This is a genomic window from Dictyoglomus sp. GBS (assembly GCF_055179815.1).
Map to the genome: position 1 here is coordinate 1,510,889 of NZ_CM143687.1, position 19,760 is coordinate 1,530,648.

Genomic DNA, 19,760 nt, shown 5'->3' on the forward strand with positions numbered 1-19,760 from the left:
ATAATTGAACTTTAAAAATATAATCTCAAGATTAATAATTATTTTCTTTATAGGCTTTCTTATTTTTACATTCCTTAATCCCAATATACTTGATAACTCTGCAAAGGAAAGAGTGATTCCATATTCAGAATTTATAAAATCTGTAGAAAACAAGGAAGTATTTAAAGTAGAAATTGGAGAAAAAGAGATCAATGGTCTATTTCGAGATGGATCAAGATTTAAAACCTATTCACCAACTCAGGATGCTAACTTAATTCCTACTTTAATTAAAAATGATGTTGTGGTAGAAGTAAAACCACCAGATAACACTTCATTATGGATAAGTTTCATCTTAGGATTTGCTCCTTATCTTATACTTATATTTTTCTTTTGGATGATGTTTCGTCAAGTACAAGGAAGTAATAGTCAAGCCTTTTCTTTTGGAAGAAGCAGAGCAAGATTATTCTTAGATAATAAGCCTAAAGTAACCTTTGCTGATGTTGCTGGCGTGGAAGAGGCAAAACAAGAATTAAGAGAAGTAGTAGACTTTTTAAAGAATCCCCAAAAATATAGAAGACTCGGTGCTAAAATTCCAAGAGGAATACTACTAGTAGGACCTCCAGGCACTGGGAAAACTCTTTTGGCAAGAGCTGTTGCAGGAGAAGCAAATGTACCTTTCTTCTCTATAAGTGGATCAGAATTTGTAGAGATGTTTGTAGGTGTAGGAGCAGCAAGGGTTAGAGATCTATTTACTCAAGCAAAAAAACTAAGTCCATCTATAGTTTTTATTGACGAATTAGATGCAGTAGGAAGACATCGTGGGGCAGGGCTTGGTGGGGGCCATGACGAAAGAGAACAAACATTAAACCAGCTTTTAGTAGAGATGGATGGATTTGATGAGAATACTAATGTGATTGTACTTGCTGCTACTAATAGACCTGATATCTTAGATCCAGCATTATTGAGACCAGGAAGATTTGATAGGCGTGTGATTGTAGATAGACCAGATTTTGAGGGAAGAAAAAAGATATTAGAGGTACATCTGAGAGGTAAACCAATTGGTAAAGATGTTAATATAGATATAATCGCCAAAAGTACTCCAGGATTTGTAGGAGCAGATATTGCAAATCTTGTAAATGAAGCTGCTATTTTAGCTGCAAGAAAAAATAAAAACGAGATAAATATGGAGGAATTTGAAGAAGCAATAGAGAAAGTAATTGCAGGACCAGAGAAAAAAAATAGAATACTAAGACCCCAAGAAAAGGAAATGGTAGCTTTTCATGAACTTGGACATGCTTTAGTAGCAAAATTAATTCCTGAAGCAACTCCTGTACATAAAGTGACTATAATCCCAAGGGGACTTGCTTTAGGCTATACCTTGCAACTTCCTGAAGAAGACAGATATTTACTCTCTAAAAAAGAATTAGAAGCTGAAATAGCAGTACTTCTTGGGGGAAGAGCAGCAGAAGAACTTATCTTTGGTCAACCAACATCTGGTGCTGCAGATGATTTAAGAAGAGCCACTGATCTTGCAAGGAAAATGGTGTGTGAATATGGTATGAGTGAAAAATTAAGAAATTTAACTCTTGGAGAAAATCATTCTGAAGTATTTCTTGGAAAAGACCTGATGCAGATCAAAAATTATAGTGAGGACACTGCAAAAATAATAGATGAAGAAATAAAAAATATAGTAGACAAAGCTTATAATAGAGCATTATCATTATTAAAAGATCATGAAGATGTATTAAAAGAATTGTCTAAGATATTAATAGAGAAAGAAACTCTTGATGGTAGTGAAATTGATAAATTCTTACAAAAAACTACAGAAACAGAGGGAATATCATAGTTTCCCTCTGTTTCTTTTAATTTCCCTTTGTTTATTTCTTAATTCTTGGACTCTGTAAAGAATCTGCCAATCCTTAGGATCCTTTTCTCTAAATTTTTCTATCTCTAATTTTGCTTCTTCAAGCTTCCCAGTTTTTATTAAAAGTTCAATTAAATTATCCAAAGCTGCACTATTTTCAGGGTCCTTATTTAACACTTCTCTAAATAAATTTTCTGCTTCTTCATAATTGCCCTTCAAAAACTCAACCCAAGCTAAACCTCTTAAGTATTCGGAGTTATCAGGGTCTAATTTTAGTGCAATCTCAAAATATTTTTCTGCCTTGATTAGATCTCCTCTTCCTATCATTATAAATCCCATATAGTAATAATTAAATGAATCATTAGAATTAGACTCTATATTTTCTAAAATAAGTTTCTCTGCTTTATCAAAATCTTTAACCCAAAAATAAAGATCAGCAAGTGTTAATCTCAACCAATATAAAAGATTTTCATCAATTACTTCATTATAAAGGGTTTCATATAAGGTAATAGCTTTATAAAGTTTACCCCTCTGTTTTAGATCATCTGCTCTTATAAGAATTTCATCTACTCTTAAACTCATAGTTAATTAAGTATAATATAATCATAAGAAAAATTAAAGCTGGAGGAAATAATGATTTTAATAGTAAATCTAAATCCCAGTTTGGATGTTATATTCTATACAGAAAAATTTTTAAAAAACAAAGTTAACAGATCTATCAGAGAATATATTATGCCAGGTGGAAAAGGTATAAACGTAGCTAAAACCCTAAAAATTTTTAATGAAAAATTAAAAGTTATTGGCTTTTGTGGAGGAAATACAGGAATAATACTTAAACAGGAATTAAAGAAAAGAGATATTGATTTCAATTTTGTAGAAGTACAAAATAACACTAGATTCGCTATAGGAATAAAGAATTTATATAAAAAAGAGCTTACTATTCTAAATGGTGCAGGATCAGAAATTCCAGACTATAAAATAGAAGAATTTTTTAAGATATATAGAATCATTATTAAAGATGCAGATACCTTGATAGTTTCAGGAAGTATTCCACCTAATATTCCATATGATATATATTTTAAAATATTTAAAGAAGCAGAAAGAATTAATATAATCAGAGTATTAGATGCTAAAGGAAAAGAATTTATAGAAGCCCTTAAAGCCCAACCTGACATAATAAAACCAAATAAAGAGGAAATGGAAGATATTTTGAATAAAACCATCAAATCAAAAAGAGATATTATAAGAGCCTTTAAGTTTATTGAAAAATTCCAAATAAAATACCCAATAATTTCTCTTGGAAAAAAGGGAGCTGTAATATCTATAGATAGCAAACTATATCATTCCTTTTTACCACCAATAGATGGAATACACTGGGGAGCTGGAGATGCATTTCTTGCAGGTTTTATTTATGGTTTAAGAAAAACTAATGATCCACTATATTCATTGAAAATTGCCTGTGCTACAGGTTATGTAAAAGTCAAAAAAGAAGAACTTAATATGAACGATAAAGAAGAAATTTTAAAATATGTAGATAGAGTAAGTGTTAAAGAAATAAAATAATACCTCTTGACCTTTTAGCATAATTATGCTAATTTTATGGAAAAATTTAGGAGAGTGGCGAAAATGGGGAAGAGAAATTTCTCTAAAAGAGCATCCTACAGAACTTCCGATGCTATGTCAAAATTTGTTTTAGCTCAAGACCCAGAAACTATCTCTTTCGCTGGTGGTCTGCCTGATAATAATCTCTTTCCTGTTGAAGAATTAAAACATGCATATGAAGAGGTTTTAAGAACGGAAGGAAACCTTGCCTTTCAATATACATCAACTTGTGGAGATATAAAACTAAGAGAATTAGTAGGTAAAAATCTTTTCAAGAGATGGGATAAGACAATCCCTGCAGACAATATAGTACTTACCGAAGGCTCTCAACAAGCACTTGATCTCTTAGGAAAGTTATTTCTCGATGATGGTGATATAGCACTAATTGAAGAACCAGGTTATTTAGGTACTATTCAAGCTTGGAGTATGTACTCTGATAATCTAATAGGGATACCTCAAGATGAATATGGAATTGATATAGACTACTTGGAAGAAAAACTAAAAGAGCTGAAAGATTCTGTTAAAGTTCTTTATGTGGTACCAGATTTTTCAAATCCTGCTGGGACATGCCTTGAAATTAAGAGAAGATTGAAACTAGTAGAACTATCTGAAAAATATAATTTTTACATAGTAGAAGATTTAGCCTATAGTCTTCTTTCCTATGATCATGAAACATATCCTCCATTAATTACTTTCTCTGATAGCCACAAAATCATAACTATAGGGAGCTTCTCAAAAATACTTTCTCCAGGACTTAGAACTGGATTCATAATTGCACCAAAGGAAATTACTCAAATGATTATACGGCTTAAAGAAGGCACAGATTTATGTTCTGGTACTTTAAATCAAAAATTAATATATCAATTTTATAGGTTAGGATATTTAGAAAAACATATTGAAAAATTAAAAATTGCATATAGAACTAAAAGAGACTCACTGAAGAAAGCCTTGGATGAAAAATTTAAAGACATTGCAAAGTGGAATTTTCCACAAGGGGGTTTCTTCTTTTTCCTTGTTTTTCCTGAATGGGTAGATGCATATAAGCTTGCAGAAACTGCTTTAGAACAAAAAACCAGTTTTGTCCCTGGAGAAGAATTTTTCGTCTCTAAAAGAGGGAAAAATACTGCAAGAATATCATTTTCACAAGTATCTCCAGAAAAAATGGCAGAGGGAATAAAAAGACTTTATATTGCATGGGAATTATATAAGGAAAAAGAAGAAGTTTTTCTATGATATGGGATTTAGTTATAATTGGTGGAGGTCCTGTAGGAAGTTACGCTGGATATTTATCAGCAAAAAATAATATAAAAACTCTAATCTTAGAAGAACATGACAAAATAGGAGAACCAATACACTGTCTTGGAAAATTAAGTGTCCATGCTTTTGAGGAATTTCATCTACCTAAGGAAACTATAGTAAATAATCTAAAAGGTGGATACTTTTTTTCTCCTTCAGGAGAATATTTAAAACTTAAAAAGGATTCCTCTGATTCTTTTATCTTGGATAGAATCTTATTTGATAAAATAATTGCAGAAAAAGCAGAAAAAAGTGGCTGTTTTTACTCATTCAATTCAAAAGCAATAGGAGTAAATCATTATGAAAATCACTCTACCTTGATAGTAGAAGAAAAAGGTAAAACAAAATATATTAACACGAAGGTTATATTAGTAGCAGAAGGTGCCAAAAGACAATTTCTTAGAAAGATAGGACTTAAAATAAGACCTTACTTAGTATCTTTACAATATGAGATTTCAGGATTAAATCCATTAGATAGAGAATGCGTAGAAGTTTATCTTGGAAGTACTTATTCACAAGGTTTTTTTCTTTGGATTTCACCATTTAAAAACATAGCCAAATTGGGTGTTGCTGTAAATCCTTCATATAATCCTAAAGTATTCCTTGATAATTTTATAAGGAATAAATTAAAGGAAAGATCTGAAAAAATATATATAGAAAAAGCTTATGGGGGAATAATTCCTATTTTTGGACCTTATGAGGAATTTATTCCTCCAAATATCTTAATAGTTGGAGATGCTGCAGGTTACAATAAATCAACAACAGGTGGTGGTATATACTTTGGATTAAAAGGTGCTGAAATAGCAGTTAATCAAATAAAAAAATATCTTGAAGATTATAATAAAGCATATTTATCAGATTATCCAAAATTAACCCATAGATCCTTTGGAAAAGAATTAACTTTTACAAAAGTTGCTAGAAAGTTTTTAAATTCCCTATGTGACGATGATTTTAATCTAATATGGTCAGTTTTAAAAGAAAATGATAAAATTGTAAAGACAATGGAAAAATATGGTGATACCGCTTATCAAACATCTATTATAAAAATATTCCCTAATCTCATTACCTCAAAAAGTTTTGTTAAATTATTGCCATTAATAAAAACACTTATAAAATCTCTTTTATAAATAAAAAAAGGGTGGGGATAATTATCCCCACCCACTGATTCTATTTTTTAGAATGTAATTGTTGTTCCAAAGTTTACACTATCTGGATATGGGTTACTTGTAAATGCTGGTAAGTTAGTTTTTTCAACACCAAGTGTAAGATTTACATTATCTACTGGAACATAGCTTATTCCAAGACTTAATTTAGATACATTATTAATTCCAGAATTGTTAGTAACTGATCCTGATAATGTTAATCTCTCATTAACTTTATATGATCCAAATACTGTTACTGTTACAGTTTTCATACTAATATCTGAGAGATCAGCCATATCAACTGATACACCAGCATCAAAGCCTTTCATCAATGTTGTACTTACTCCTGCATATGCTCCAAATTTTTTATCAACATATTTAGCTTCTAAAGTTACAGATGTATCTTTTAATAATCCATCAAGGGATACACCAGCAAGACCTGCAAAAGATGCGTCATTATAGTAAGCATCTGCAAACACTGTTAACCCTTGTGAAACAGGCATACTTATATCTGCTCCAACTGGACCAAAGTCATATGCTTGAGATTCTATACTCAACATTCCATATACATTCCAATTTATATTACCCATACTTCCAGAAACTTTTCCACCTACAGCATTAGCACCAGCACCCACAGAAACTTTTACTCCTGCAACATTTACACATGCAGATAATGGTGCACCAAATCCTACCAAACCATAGTCATCCATAGCAAAGTATCCAGAATTGTTATATGTCAAAACAAGTTTATTGATACCGAAATCTAAATTGTTCAAAGTTAATACCACTTTACTTATAGATACAGGTGTTGTAGATATGGTCTTATTTACAAAGTCCCATGTTGCCCCAAATGTTAATGTTAATGTGAATGGTTTTACACCTTTGTTCTCAAGATCAGCCACTTTGCTCTCTAAGTCAGAAAGTCTATTTATTGCTTCGTCAAGTCTTGTAGAAACTCCATCATTCAATACATAGAGATCGTCAACACTGGTAGATAATGCATCTATACTGGAATTGATGTTGTCTAAGGATGCCATTAATTCATCTACTCTTGCATTAATATCATCAATTTGAGATTGTAAATCGGATGCAAGAGTATTCAGATCTTCCATAGCTACTGCAAGATCAGAAACCTTAGCATCTAAATCTGTAACAAAACTCTCGATATCTTCTAATTCAGCAGGAACTTCAATACCAGGTATTGCTTCAACCATTTTAATTATTTCATCCAATTTATCTTTTAATGCTAATACTTCTTCTACTCTATCAGAAAGATCTACAAGATTAGCATTAACTTCATCTATAGTGCCCATTAAATCAGATATTGCAAAGTCAAAATCATCAAGTCTTGTCTCTACTGCGGATACTCTATCCTCAAGATCTGATACTCTACCAGTTAATTCCTCAACATCTGGTACGGAAATCTCAGCTATCTTCTCCTCTATCATTGCTTGCACTTCATCAAGAGATGGCTTATCTACTAACGCTGTCTCTACATCTGCTAATCTGCTGTCAAGATCAGTCACAAACCCCTCAAGATCTGATACTCTACTTTCAAGATCTCCAATTTTCTCTTCCACTTTTTCACTAACAGCCTCTTCTAATTTATCTCCAACTACAGCTTCAATCTGCTCTGGAGTAACTTCTACTTTTTCAATAGATAATACAGCTTCTTGTATCATTGCTTCTACATCTTGAACGCTTACTTTCTCTTGCACTGCTGACTCAAGATCTGATATTCTACTCTCTACGTCATCAAGTCTTGAAACAACATCAGAAAGTGATTCTTGTATCATTGCTTCTACATCTTCAACACTTACCTTCTCTTGCACTGCTGACTCAAGATCTGACACTCTTGTATCAAGATCTTGCAATGCAGACACCAAATCTTCAACATTAGCTCCAATAAGATTTAATTCATCTTGAAGCTGACTTACAAGATCTTTTAGCTCTTCAACATCTGCTGTAGGTAATGCTATTTTTCCAGCTTGTAAAGCTTGAATTAATTTATAAAGTAATACTGCAACCTGATACCTTGTAACGTAAAGATCACCACCAAAAGTATCTGGTCTTATACCTGAAATAATCCCCAAATCTGTTAGATACTTTACTGCAGACGCTGCCCAGTGATTACTTGGAACATCTTTAAAATTTGCTGTTTGAGCAAAAGAAACACTTAAAAGTAAAAACAATGTGAGTAATACTGCTAATAACCTCCTACTCATACGACCCTCCCATCATATAATATTTTAGAGAGAGCTTCTTTTATCCCAAAAGGGATAAAAAGCTTCCTCTCTAATTTTCCTAAATCACTCCATAAAAATCTAAATATCATGGTTAAATGGGTTTTCCTCACCACCTCCCTTTCCAAAAAAGCTTCAAATAAGATTATACTTCTTACTAAGAAATATGTCAACCTGACAAGGGAATATTCTAAAACTTCATAGATAAGAAAAGAAAATGTTTTTATATTCTTTCAAGTTTCTTTCTTATATTTTTCTAGTAAGATAATGTGTATAATCAGGCACTAATCTTTTGTATTCTCTATCCATAAGAGGTGAGGAAATCAAAAAATCAGCTGTAGATCTATTTGATGCTATAGGAATATTCCATACTACTGCTATCCTCAAAAGAGCTTTAACATCAGGATCATGAGGCAATGGTTCTAAAGGGTCCCAGAAAAATATAAGAAAATCAATTTCACCTTCTGCAATCTTTGCTCCAATCTGTTGATCACCCCCTAAAGGTCCACTAAAAAATCTTATAATCTTTAAACCCAATTCTTTTTCTAAAATCTCACCAGTCGTTCCTGTAGCATATAATATATGTTTTGATAATGTTCCTTGATTAAATCTTGCCCACTCTAATAATTCTTGTTTCTTATTATCATGGGCAATTAGGGCTATCCTTTTTTGAATCCCAATAGGTATTTCTTTATAATTCATTAAAAAGTTCCTCCTTTCCATTTATAAGATCGTGGATCAAATATATCTCTTAATGCATCTCCAAACAAATTAAAAGCAAGAACAAGAAACATTATGGCAAGACCAGGAAAAATTACAGTCCATGGTGCTGACCTTAAATATTGCCTTGATTCACTTAACATCGCACCCCACTCTGGAATAGGGGGCCTTGCCCCCAATCCAAGAAAAGAAAGACCTGCAGCTTCTAATATAGCGGAAGCTATTCCTAAGGTAGCCTGCACAATAATTGGAGCTAATACATTAGGAAGAATATGTCTAACAATTATCCTAATTTCTCCTATCCCTAAGGCCTTTGCAGAATTTATATAGTCTTTCTCTTTTATAGAAAGAATTGTTGCTCTAACTACTCTTGCAAATTGTGGAATTGAAACAATACCAACAGCTATCATTGCATTTTCAAGTCTTGGACCTAAAACTGCCACGATACCAATAGCAAGAAGAATAGTTGGAAAGGCAAGCATTATATCTATAATTCTCATAATCAGAATATCCCACCATCCCCCAAAATAACCAGAAGAAACCCCTAAAATTGTTCCAAAAATTAAAGCTAATAAAACAGACACAAACCCTATGGTAATAGATATTCTTGTTCCATATATGATCCTACTAAAAATATCTCTTACAGCATAATCAGTACCTAATATATGCTTCCATGATGGTGGTTGCAATCTTTCTGATAAATTTTGAGCAATGGGATCAAATTTTGCAATATATGGTGCAAAAACAGCCGTAATAATATAAATAAGTAATATTAAACCTCCTATTATTCCTGTCTTATGCCTTTTAAATTTTATTAAAGATCTTTTCCATAAACCACGATTATAATTTCTCTCCAAAGACATTCCCTCCTATTCATATCTAATCCTTGGGTCTATAAATGCATATAAAATGTCAACAATTAGATTTATAAATACAAACAACAAAGAAGACAATAAAATACAACCTTGAATCAACGGATAATCCCTTGACATTATTGCATCATAAACTAACCTTCCCATGCCTGGCCATGAAAAAATCGTCTCTGTCATTATTGCTCCTCCAAGAAGGAAACCAAATTCAAGCCCTATTATAGTTATTATTGGAATTAAAGCATTTCTTAAAGCAGATTTCATGATTATCTTCTTCTTAGGCAAACCTTTTGCATATTCAGCTAATATATATTCTTGGTTTAAGACTTCTAACATGCTTGATCTTGTCATTCTTGCAATTGTTGCCATAGGAACAGTGGATAAAGCAAAACCTGGAAGGACTAGATGATACAACGCATCTATAAAAGCTCTAAAGTTAAAAGTTAATAAGCTGTCAATCAAATAAAAATTTGTTATCACCTTAAGATCAATACTTATATCTAATCTTCCCGATGGGGGAAACCAACCAAGAACCAAAGAACCAAACCAAATCAACATTAAACCAAGCCAAAATATTGGTATAGAAACACCTATTAAAGCTAAAAACATAACCAGAGTATCTATTAAGGAGCCTGGTTTAATAGATGCTAATACTCCTAAAAATATACCTAATGAACTTGCTATTAACATTGCAAAAAGTGTCAATTCAATAGTAGCAGGAAACCTTTGCATAATTTCAGAAATAACTTTTTCTCTTGTTATTATAGATCTTCCTAAATCTCCCTTTGTAGCATTACTTAAGAAAATTAGATATTGTAAAATTATAGGTTTATCAAGCCCAAGCTCTTTTCTAATTCTTGTGATTTCTTCTGCAGTAGCTCTTTCACCTAACATAATCCTTGCAGGATCCCCAGGAATCAGTCTAATAAACATAAAAGCAAAAAAGGAAACTCCAATTAATATTGGAATTAAAAGTAATAACCTTCTTACTATATATTTTTTCATTCTTTCCCCTAATTATTTGTTTAATTTAAAGCATATATATTTATATTTTAAAAGGGGGAAAGTGGTATTCTCCTCCCCCTTTGTACTAAATGATAAATTTATTGTTCTTTCCATACACGATACAATGGTTCACTACCAGTTGGATGTGGAATATAATTTTTTACATTCTTCTTTCCTGCAAGAGGTGGCATTGTATGAGCTATTATCACCCATGGAGCATCTCTGTGTACTATTTCACATGCCTTTTCATACAATTTAGCCCTCTCTTTTTGGCCAGATATGGTCTGTGCTTTTATAAGTATCTCATGCAACTCATCAGATCTGTAAAAAGCAATATTTCCAGAACTACCTTTTACAGCATTATCCTTATCTAATAAAACATAGAAGAAATTGTCTGGATCTCCATTATCTCCTGTCCATCCTAAGAAAGCCATATCATGTTCACCATTTTCTGTTTTTTGTAAGTAAGTACCCCAATCATAAGTAACTATTTCTGCATCGATACCCACAGCCTTTAAATAGCTCTGAACAGCTTCTGCTATTTTCATTGGTTGAGGATTATATGGCCTGTTTACTGGCATAGCCCATAATGTGGTTTTAAAGCCATTAGGATATCCTGCCTCAGCTAACAATTTCTTGGCTTTTTCTGGATCATATGGATAATCTTGTATTTTATCATTGTAACCCCATAAGGTGGGTGGTATAGGATTCTTAGCCACGATTGCTAAGCCTTTTGGATAAAAAGCATCCACAATTGCTTTCTTGTCAATTGCGTAATTTATAGCAAGCCTTACTCTTAAATCATTAAAAGGTTTTTTATCCATATTCATAGCAAGATATCCAACATTCAAACTTGGTCTGACAAACAATTGTAAATTTTTATTTAGTTTGACCCTTTCTACATCCTCTGGATTCAAACCATCAATAATATCCACCGTGCCAGCTTCTAATTCCATAAATCTTGCAGAATTATCCGGTATTGATCTAAAAATAATTTTATCAATATAGGGGGCTCCATCCCAGTAATTTTTATTTGCTGAAAGTACTATCTTATCTCCCTTACTCCAAGAAACAAATTTAAAAGGACCAGTACCTACAGGATTTTTAAAGAAATCTTCCTTATATTTCTTAATTGCAGTTGGGCTTGCAATAGCAAAACAAGGCATAGCAAGGTTAGAGAGAAATGGGGCTAAAGGTTTTGTTAAAGTAATTTTTACTGTATATTTATCAACAACAGAGACAGTTTTTACAATTCCTGGAAATCCACCAAACATATACCCCCAATATTCGAATTCGCCACCAATATGATAAGGATTCTTAGGATCCATCCATCGATCAAAGTTAAATTTAACAGCATAAGCATCAAAATCAGTACCATCATGGAATTTAATATTTTTTCTCAATGTAAAAGTCCATGTTTTTTGATCCTTCGAAACTGTCCATTTAATAGCAAGACTTGGCAAAATCTCTGTATTTTCTGGCTTGTACTTAACAAGAGTATCAAATATTTGATGTGTAACTCTTAGAGATTCGCCATCAGTAACATTAATGGGATCCAATTTAACAGAGTCCCCACCTCTTCCAAAAACTAAGGTTCCACCCTTTTTTGGAGTTTGGGAATTAGCAAAATTAACAAATAACATTAAACATAAAAAGAGGACCAAAAACTTACGCATCCTGACACCTCCCATAAAATCTTACTCCCCCTCCCCATTCTCTTTATTCTCTCTTAAGGCATCATTGTCCTAAGTTATTATGATTATATATTATTCTTCTTTAACTTCAAAATCATCTATCCAAGCCCAATTTCCTGAATTTCCCTCAACAATTATACTAATCTTTATTTCACCTGTCGTTACATTTATATCCCTGATGGTAGGATTACTCCATTTCAACCATCCAGTATTTACAATATCTATATACTTTTCTTCTTTTCCGTAACCACTCACTTTAAATCTAAGAAGGTTTTCTCCTCCACCACCATGAATCCAAAAACTCACTCTATACTTACCAGGTTTTAAATCTTTAATCACTAAGTTCATTTCAAATTTAAATGGTCTATCTAACCAGTAATTTATCGCATACTCCCCTGTTTTTGCATTTTGAGGTGGAGTAGCCTTAACAACCTTAACTGCCATCTTATCTCCTTCTACTATCCAAGGATCTATAGTTCCCGATTCAAAGCTCCAATTAGGTACATAATTCTTCTCCCCAGATACTGATATCTGAGCATATATTTCCTTATCTATACCTTCTATCTTTCCCCTCAATTTAAATTCTCCAGGAACACTTAATAGTTTATTATCTATAGCATCCCATGTAACTTTGAAATTCCTTATAGAATCATCATTGAAAAGCACTTTAACCTTTTCTGGAAGTTTAGGAATCTCTCCTGTAGAAATCTTTATTTTTACATCAGATAAAATATCTACTACTTTTACATCTATTTTTTGATGTCCATAAACTAAGTTAAAGACATCAAGAGATGGTAATACATTACCTTTGAAATCAAATAAGGTTTGGTTATCCCATGGATTACCTTCCCCAACTTTCCATCCTGCACTATTTACTGGAATCCAGCAACCTTCCCAATAAAATATGCCCAAACCTTTATTATTTGGAATTTGAGCCACAACCTCCATAATATCTCTTATTGCTGTAGCTTGCCCTTGAACAGTGGGTTTATATCCACCTATCATCCATAAATCTCCACCAAATATATTTGGATGATTATCACCATCTTCAAGAGTCCATGCATAGGCTGTTTCAAAAACAGCAATTTTCTTATTATATCTTACTGCTATATCATTAAGATTTTCCTTTAACTCTTCCAAGGTGCCATGCCAATATGGGTAATAAGATACTCCAATAACATCAAAATCCATCTTCAGGCCAGAAACATTTGCCAAAAACCATTTAAACAGGGAACTATTTCCTCCTTCTGCTAAATGAACAGCCACTTTTATATTCTTATCAATTCTTCTTACAGCACTTGCACCTGCATTAAAAAGTTTAACAAAGGTTTCAAAACCTCCTGCATCATCACCTATAAGCTTACCATCAGGCCATAAAAATCCATTATTAACTTCATTACCAATTTGTACCATATCAGGCAATGCTTTATTGTCTTTCATATGTTTAAGTACATTATATGTAAAGTCAGAAACTGCTTTTATTAATTGGGATCCTTTTAAATTTTTCCATGCCTTTGGTTTCTCCTGTTTACCAGGATCTGCCCAAAAATCACTATAATGGAAATCTACAAGTACTTTTAGTCCAAGAGTTTTAGCTCTTTTAACAAGCTCTGTCATCCTTTTATAATCACAAATACCCCCACCATATGGATTTCCTTTTTCATCATACGGATCATTCCAAATCCTAACTCTAACCCAATTGACCCCATGATCCTTCAAAATCTGTAATGGATCCTTTTGCACTCCATTGTCATAAAATTTCCCACCCTTAGCTTCTACTTCATATAACATGGATATATCAACACCCTTTATAAAATCCTTTGATAATCCCTCTATTGGATTTATAAAAATTTTATCTTCTCCATAACTATCCATGAGAATCATCGTAACCCCCAATAAAATTAAAAGAAATATTATTTTTTTCATTACATCTCACCTCCCAAATTTTATCCTTTAACAGCACCCTTTGTAAGACCACTAACTATATACTTTTGCAATGAAAGGAATAGAATAGTCATAGGAAGCATACCTAATAGGGCAGCAGCTGTAAAAAGACCCCACTCAGTCATATAAGGACCTGAAGAAAAGGTCCAAAGCCCTATTGCATATGTATATTTCTGAGCATCTTGAAGAATAATTCTTGCAAAGATAAATTCGTTAAACACATTCATGAATGTTAGTATTACCACTACTGTAAGTATTGGTCTTGCTAAAGGAAGTATTATCTTATAAAAAGTTTGAAATCTTGTTGCTCCATCTATCATTGCTGATTCTTCTAAAGAGTCAGGAATAGTATCATAGTAACCCTTTATAAGGAACATGTTATAAGCAATATTTCCCAAATAAACGAAAGTCAAACCCGAAAGAGTATCAAGACCTAAAAATGGAATAAATTTTCCAAGAAGATTAAGTAAGCTATATATAGCTATCATATATACAGCACTTGGGAACATCTGTATAAGAAGGAGGGTAAGAATACCATACCTTCTTCCCCAAAATCTCATTCTACTGAATGGATATGCTGCTAAAGCACAAATAAAGGTTGTAATTATAGCTGACACTCCAGAAACTATAATAGAATTTCTTACCCATCTTAAGAAATAATGTTTTGTTTTTTGTTTCCATATTTGATCTATTCGAAATATTTCGTTATCAATTTTCCTTAAATAACCTTTAATCTCTCTGTATGGCATATTATCCATCAATTCTCCAGCTTTTTTCGAGACAATATTGAGATTTGAGCTTACCATATTAACAAAATCAGTTTTACTCAAATTGTATAAATCATCAACTTCGGATAGATAGCTTTTTTCTCCCTTAAAAGATTCTTCAAAAACTTCTTTCCATTTTTTATCAATAGCATAAATAAGAGAATCTGATCTTTCTGTAACAAGATTTAGATTTATTGAAAAAAGATTGAATTTTTCGTAAAAGATTTTAAAATCATTAAGCCACTTTAACTTATCCGCTGTTTGCTCAACATTCATGATCAGATTATCTCGACCAAAATCAATGATATAAGAAGTTGCAAATTCCCTGAATTTATTACTCAAAGGGTATGTTAATTCAAGAAAATTATTAAAACTTTTAGCTCCTTCTATTTTCTCAATATCTTTCTCTAAATCTGATATAAAGATTTTTAACTGTCCATATCTTGTAAAAGGTTTAATATTCTCTTCTTGTTTTTCTAATTCCCCCTGAGTAAGTTCCTTTTCAATCTCTAAAAATTCATTTTCTTGTTTTATAAGGGCAACTTTTCTATTTTTCTCTTGAAGAATCTCTACATTTTTATCAAGTTCTTTAAGAAGCAATTTCAAATTATACAAAATATTATCAATTCTTTTATAATCCGATTTTTTTACTAAGGCTAATTTTGCACTAACGTTATCTAATGCTCTTTTAACTTCATACAAATCAGGATACTTAGAGATATTTTCTGTAACTTGTTTTATGTCTGTAATTGTATGATTTATAGAATGTTTATATGCCACATTAACATATGATAAATGATTGTCTTCAACTATTTTTTCTAGTTCTTTATCAAAAGTTAAAATCTCTTTGAGAATATCATTTGTTATCTTATTGTTAATGTTTAGAACCCTGTCTTGCAAATATGTATATTCACTAAGCAATCTATCATACCTTTCTTGATTTAAACCAATAATCCTATCCAGCTCTCTTAACTTAATATTACTTTTTTCTATTTTTTGCTTGTAGTATTTTCCTAAGAGAGAGGTTATCTTTTTAATATCTTCTTCTGAGGAGATTTTTAAACCAAAAAGCTTCTCCAAATCATCTTTAAAAATTAATATTGTATCTTTATCAAAATCTTTTTTATAAAGGATTGTAGCGATAGCCAATTTAAAATTTTCATTTTTTGATTCCTCTTTTGGAAGATTTTTTTCTAAATATCCTCTTAGATCTTCCAAAATTGCAATAATATCATGTTTTAGTTTCTCATTTTTTGATGCCATATAATCTCTAATTTTATAAAATGCTTCTGATGCATTCTTTTGCCTATCTTTTGTCTCTTTCACATATACTTTCAAATAAGATATATCTTTTTGAATTTCTTTTTCTATTTTGTTTTTATCCCATTTGTCATAAGGTGGGGTAACCATAATTAAATTCTGTAACTCTTGAGCTAAAACAGGCATATTTTTTTCAGGGATAAGTAAATCCTTATAATTTTGAATGGAAATTCTGGAGGAAAAAAGCCTTGTAGAAAAAGCAGCCTCATCTCTTCTTAAAGATGTTGATACAATCCATACTACAGGAAAAAGTATTATGGGAATAAGAATCCACAGTATAATATGGGTAATAATATGCCCCCTCTTTACTATCATTCTCATTCACCTCTTACTTCCTCAAAAGCTCCTGATATTTTAAAATTAACCAAGCTTATACCAGCCACTAAGAAGAAAATCAAAATGGAAATTGCGCTCGCAAAACCAAATTCCTGACCTCTTCCCTCAAATGCTAATTTATATACATAAGATATTAGAATATCTGTATGACCTGCCGGAGTAGTTGAACCTACCATTGGTGGTCCGCCCCCAGTTAATAAATATACAAGAGTGAAGTTATTAAAAGTATATGCAAAACTACTTATTAAAAGTGGAGCAATAATAGAAAGTAACAAAGGAAAAGTTACATATCTAAACCTACTTAATTTTCCTGCTCCATCTATAGCAGCTGCTTCATACAAATCATCTGGAATAGATTGTAGCGCTCCTAAGGATATGGTCATCATATATGGAAAGGTTAGCCAAGTGTTAACAACAATACAAATCACTTTAGCCCAAAAAGGATCATTAAACCATTTTATCGGATTAAGCCCCAAGTAAGGTAAAATAATTTTATTCAATATGCCATATGTTTCATTAAATATTCCATTTTTCCATGTTAAGACTGATATGAAATAAGGAATAGCCCAAGGAATTATTAAAAGAGTTCTATATATGTTTCTTCCTTTAAGTTTTCTATTATTTAAAACTAAAGCAAAGGCAAGACCAATTGAAAAAGAAAATAAAACTGTAAAAAGAGACCATTCTACAGTCCATAAAAATATCTTAAAGAAAGGACTAGATATCCTTTCATCGGTAAAAATTCTTGAAAAATTTTTAAACCCTACACAAGCAGTATAACCAACAAGAAATATCTTATTACCATTTTCATCTACATCATAGAAAGATCCTTCCTCCTCAATTAAAGGCTTATTTGTTTTTGTGTTTATAATTACCATTTTTGTAATCTTTTTGCCGTTTTCTTCTACATCTTCATAAGTCAATCTATAAAGTCGTTCTATAGTAAAAAATTTCCATTTTCCATCCTCATCAACTTTCACACTAATTATCTTTCCTTCTGGGGTTATATATTCTGCATTAGCAAGAAACTTTTGTATAAGCAAAGTAAAATAATAAGAACTCTTTTCTAAATTATTATCATTTAGAGAATATAATGGTTTGTATATTTTATTAGTAGAAATAATTTTTTCTATTTTAGAAAATGATGGTTCAGGAATGAATTCATAAACATTACCATTAATATTGATTTTTGATGTCGATAATTTATAGAGTTTACCTTCTCTTAAAAGTATTTCTCTCCCTCTTTGCTTAACAGGTACAGGAACAGTACCTATAAAGGTTTCATTATTAATATTAAAAAGTAGAACAAAATCTTCTGTAGGTTTAAAATTATCATAAGTAGTAAATATTTTAAAGTTTATAGGCTTTTTATCCACAACATAAGTATAATTTGGATCATATAAAATTTTCTCTAAAGATTCTTGCCTTGTAAATATATGACCTGTCCCATAGTTTGTAAAGGCAGTTTTTATAGTAAAGTATATAGGGTACAAAACGAGAAGAAACAGAAAAATTAGAGCTGGGATAGTATATCTATAAGGATAGCACTTTGGGTTAAAAATAAAAAAATCAATTAATAAAAGAGCTGATATAATAATAACTCCAAGTTCAAAATAATAATTTTGAATTAAATAAACACCACCCCAAAAAAGGATACCATTAACTATAGCAATAACTAACCATAAAAAAATTTTTAAAAAGCCCCTCAAAATCATCCCTCCTATAAAAAAGGAGCCTAAGAACATAATCCTTAGGCCCCTTTTAAAAGTTTACTACTTCTTAATTTGAGCCTTTATAGCTTTGACAGCATTTTCTAAAGCTTCTTCTGGGGTAGCCTTGTTATTAATTATAAGATTCAATGCATCATTCATTGCACTCCATACAGAGGCCATCTCAGGTACATTGGGCATTGGAATTCCATTAGCAGCACTCTTAGTGAATCCAACAATATCTGGATTATCTTTTACTAATGAAAGAACATCTTTTCTTGCAGGAAGTCTTGGATCTGCCAAATAAATCTTATACATTGTATCTTTAGTTGCCACATAATTTATAAGGAAATCACGAGCAAGAATCTTATTAGGTGATTTAGCATTAATCATAAATCCTTGTACACCTACAAAGGGTTTTGCTACGATTCCTTTTTCAAGTGCTGGTATTACGGTTACTCCATAGTTTACACCGGCATCTTTATAAGCTTTTACTGCCCATGGCCCATTAATAATCATTGCAGCTTTACCTTCTTTAAACATTGAATCCATTATCTGATAGTTATCTCCAGGTGTTAAAATGCCCTCATCTACAAGTTTCTTCCATAACTTTGCCCCTTTAATAGCACCAGGATTTGCAAGACCAATATCTGTTACATCAAGACCCTTTGGTGTTTCTTTAAATACATACCCACCATATCCAAAAATTACAGGAGAAACATAATAAAATTCTGCAGCACTTGTTATAAATCCTCTAACCTTTCCTTTATAAGCGGTATTTATTCTCTTAGCTGTGCTTATTAAAGCTTCAAAAGTAGAAGGTGGTAGTTTTACATAATCTTTATTATAAATAAGAGCTATAGCTTCCATTGCATATGGTAATCCATATAATTTACCACCATAAGAGAAAGCGTTAAGAGCAGTTTTATAAAATTGATTCTGATCTTTAAATTGAGGAATTGGTTCTAATAAACCATTAACCACCAATTCACCAACCCAATCATGGGCTCCCACAATTATATCTGCACCTTTACCTTGAGGAGCTGCCGTAAGAAAATTAGGCTTTATAGAACCAAATTCTACATATTGAACATCAACACTGACACCATATTTTGCTTTAAACTCTTCTCCCAATCTTTGAAGAATATCCACTTGTTTTTCTGAACACCAAATAGTAATCTTATTTGCTTGAGCTCCAGTTAAACTAATAGCTAAGAACAAAAACAGTACAACTAATAGGAAACTACTCAGTTTTTTCATAATGAACCCC

At 31.7% G+C, this 19,760-nt stretch carries 14 protein-coding genes; 4 read left to right on the forward strand and 10 right to left on the reverse strand.

Translation table 11 applies throughout. The annotated features are described in order from the left end of the window. Positions 1–4 precede the first annotated feature (4 nt). Positions 5–1,825, forward strand: a complete 1,821-nt coding sequence (ftsH, locus tag ACY3IT_RS07625; protein WP_463082353.1) for an ATP-dependent zinc metalloprotease FtsH — start codon at positions 5–7, stop codon at positions 1,823–1,825. Here the strand turns inward: ftsH and ACY3IT_RS07630 are convergent. Beyond that, positions 1,820–2,425, reverse strand: coding sequence for a tetratricopeptide repeat protein (locus ACY3IT_RS07630; RefSeq protein WP_463082354.1), 606 nt, complete (start codon positions 2,423–2,425; stop codon positions 1,820–1,822). The two genes, ftsH and ACY3IT_RS07630, sit on opposite strands and share 6 nt — an antisense overlap. 51 nt (positions 2,426–2,476) lie before the next feature. Here ACY3IT_RS07630 and ACY3IT_RS07635 point away from each other — a divergent pair, with 51 nt between their 5' ends. The 3 genes from ACY3IT_RS07635 (at position 2,477) to ACY3IT_RS07645 (ending at position 5,868) form a co-directional block, all read left to right on the forward strand. Then, positions 2,477–3,406: a 1-phosphofructokinase family hexose kinase gene (locus tag ACY3IT_RS07635; RefSeq protein ID WP_463082355.1), complete on the forward strand. Its 930-nt coding sequence runs from the start codon at positions 2,477–2,479 to the stop codon at positions 3,404–3,406. Between the two features lie 63 nt (positions 3,407–3,469). Then, the gene (locus tag ACY3IT_RS07640; RefSeq protein ID WP_463082356.1) at positions 3,470–4,678 is read left to right on the forward strand and encodes an aminotransferase-like domain-containing protein; all 1,209 of its coding nucleotides are present in this window, start codon (positions 3,470–3,472) and stop codon (positions 4,676–4,678) included. After that, a complete protein-coding gene (locus tag ACY3IT_RS07645; protein ID WP_463082357.1) occupies positions 4,675–5,868 on the forward strand; it encodes a geranylgeranyl reductase family protein in 1,194 nt (397 codons plus the stop codon). Before ACY3IT_RS07640 ends, ACY3IT_RS07645 begins: the two co-directional genes overlap by 4 nt. Positions 5,869–5,915: 47 nt before the next feature. Here the strand turns inward: ACY3IT_RS07645 and ACY3IT_RS07650 are convergent, their stop codons facing one another. The 9 genes from ACY3IT_RS07650 to malE form a co-directional block, all read right to left on the reverse strand. After that, positions 5,916–8,108, reverse strand: a complete 2,193-nt coding sequence (locus ACY3IT_RS07650; protein WP_463082358.1) for an S-layer homology domain-containing protein — start codon at positions 8,106–8,108, stop codon at positions 5,916–5,918. 264 nt (positions 8,109–8,372) lie between these two features. Continuing rightward, positions 8,373–8,828 (reverse strand): methylglyoxal synthase, encoded by a 456-nt coding sequence (locus tag ACY3IT_RS07655; protein ID WP_463082359.1) that lies wholly within the window; start codon positions 8,826–8,828, stop codon positions 8,373–8,375. Further along, on the reverse strand, positions 8,828–9,709 hold the full coding sequence (gene nikC / locus ACY3IT_RS07660) for a nickel transporter permease (RefSeq protein WP_463082360.1): 882 nt from the start codon (positions 9,707–9,709) through the stop codon (positions 8,828–8,830). The genes ACY3IT_RS07655 and nikC overlap by 1 nt, the downstream gene beginning before the upstream one ends. A gap of 6 nt (positions 9,710–9,715) precedes the next feature. Next, positions 9,716–10,720 (reverse strand): ABC transporter permease, encoded by a 1,005-nt coding sequence (locus ACY3IT_RS07665; protein WP_463082361.1) that lies wholly within the window; start codon positions 10,718–10,720, stop codon positions 9,716–9,718. Positions 10,721–10,818: 98 nt separating this feature from the next. Further along, positions 10,819–12,396 (reverse strand): ABC transporter substrate-binding protein, encoded by a 1,578-nt coding sequence (locus ACY3IT_RS07670; RefSeq protein ID WP_463082362.1) that lies wholly within the window; start codon positions 12,394–12,396, stop codon positions 10,819–10,821. 90 nt (positions 12,397–12,486) lie between these two features. Further along, positions 12,487–14,340 carry a glycosyl hydrolase 53 family protein gene (locus ACY3IT_RS07675; protein WP_463082363.1) on the reverse strand — a complete coding sequence of 618 codons (1,854 nt, stop codon included), beginning with the start codon at positions 14,338–14,340 and terminating at the stop codon, positions 12,487–12,489. Between the two features lie 20 nt (positions 14,341–14,360). Next, positions 14,361–16,760: a sugar ABC transporter permease gene (locus ACY3IT_RS07680; RefSeq protein ID WP_463082364.1), complete on the reverse strand. Its 2,400-nt coding sequence runs from the start codon at positions 16,758–16,760 to the stop codon at positions 14,361–14,363. Positions 16,761–16,762: 2 nt separating this feature from the next. Next, positions 16,763–18,490 carry an ABC transporter permease subunit gene (locus tag ACY3IT_RS07685; protein ID WP_463082365.1) on the reverse strand — a complete coding sequence of 576 codons (1,728 nt, stop codon included), beginning with the start codon at positions 18,488–18,490 and terminating at the stop codon, positions 16,763–16,765. 63 nt (positions 18,491–18,553) lie between these two features. Continuing rightward, positions 18,554–19,750, reverse strand: coding sequence for a maltose/maltodextrin ABC transporter substrate-binding protein MalE (gene malE / locus ACY3IT_RS07690; protein ID WP_463082366.1), 1,197 nt, complete (start codon positions 19,748–19,750; stop codon positions 18,554–18,556). Positions 19,751–19,760 lie beyond the last annotated feature (10 nt).

Coding starts and splice junctions, on each gene's coding strand:
- ACY3IT_RS07655 (WP_463082359.1), bottom strand. CDS start 8,828: ATGAATTATAAAGAAATACCTATTGGGATTCAAAAAAGGATAGCCCTA.
- ACY3IT_RS07635 (WP_463082355.1), top strand. CDS start 2,477: ATGATTTTAATAGTAAATCTAAATCCCAGTTTGGATGTTATATTCTAT.
- nikC (WP_463082360.1), bottom strand. CDS start 9,709: ATGTCTTTGGAGAGAAATTATAATCGTGGTTTATGGAAAAGATCTTTA.
- ACY3IT_RS07630 (WP_463082354.1), bottom strand. CDS start 2,425: ATGAGTTTAAGAGTAGATGAAATTCTTATAAGAGCAGATGATCTAAAA.
- ACY3IT_RS07645 (WP_463082357.1), top strand. CDS start 4,675: ATGATATGGGATTTAGTTATAATTGGTGGAGGTCCTGTAGGAAGTTAC.
- ACY3IT_RS07670 (WP_463082362.1), bottom strand. CDS start 12,396: ATGCGTAAGTTTTTGGTCCTCTTTTTATGTTTAATGTTATTTGTTAAT.
- ACY3IT_RS07665 (WP_463082361.1), bottom strand. CDS start 10,720: ATGAAAAAATATATAGTAAGAAGGTTATTACTTTTAATTCCAATATTA.
- ACY3IT_RS07640 (WP_463082356.1), top strand. CDS start 3,470: ATGGGGAAGAGAAATTTCTCTAAAAGAGCATCCTACAGAACTTCCGAT.
- ACY3IT_RS07650 (WP_463082358.1), bottom strand. CDS start 8,108: ATGAGTAGGAGGTTATTAGCAGTATTACTCACATTGTTTTTACTTTTA.
- ACY3IT_RS07680 (WP_463082364.1), bottom strand. CDS start 16,760: ATGATAGTAAAGAGGGGGCATATTATTACCCATATTATACTGTGGATT.
- malE (WP_463082366.1), bottom strand. CDS start 19,750: ATGAAAAAACTGAGTAGTTTCCTATTAGTTGTACTGTTTTTGTTCTTA.
- ACY3IT_RS07675 (WP_463082363.1), bottom strand. CDS start 14,340: ATGAAAAAAATAATATTTCTTTTAATTTTATTGGGGGTTACGATGATT.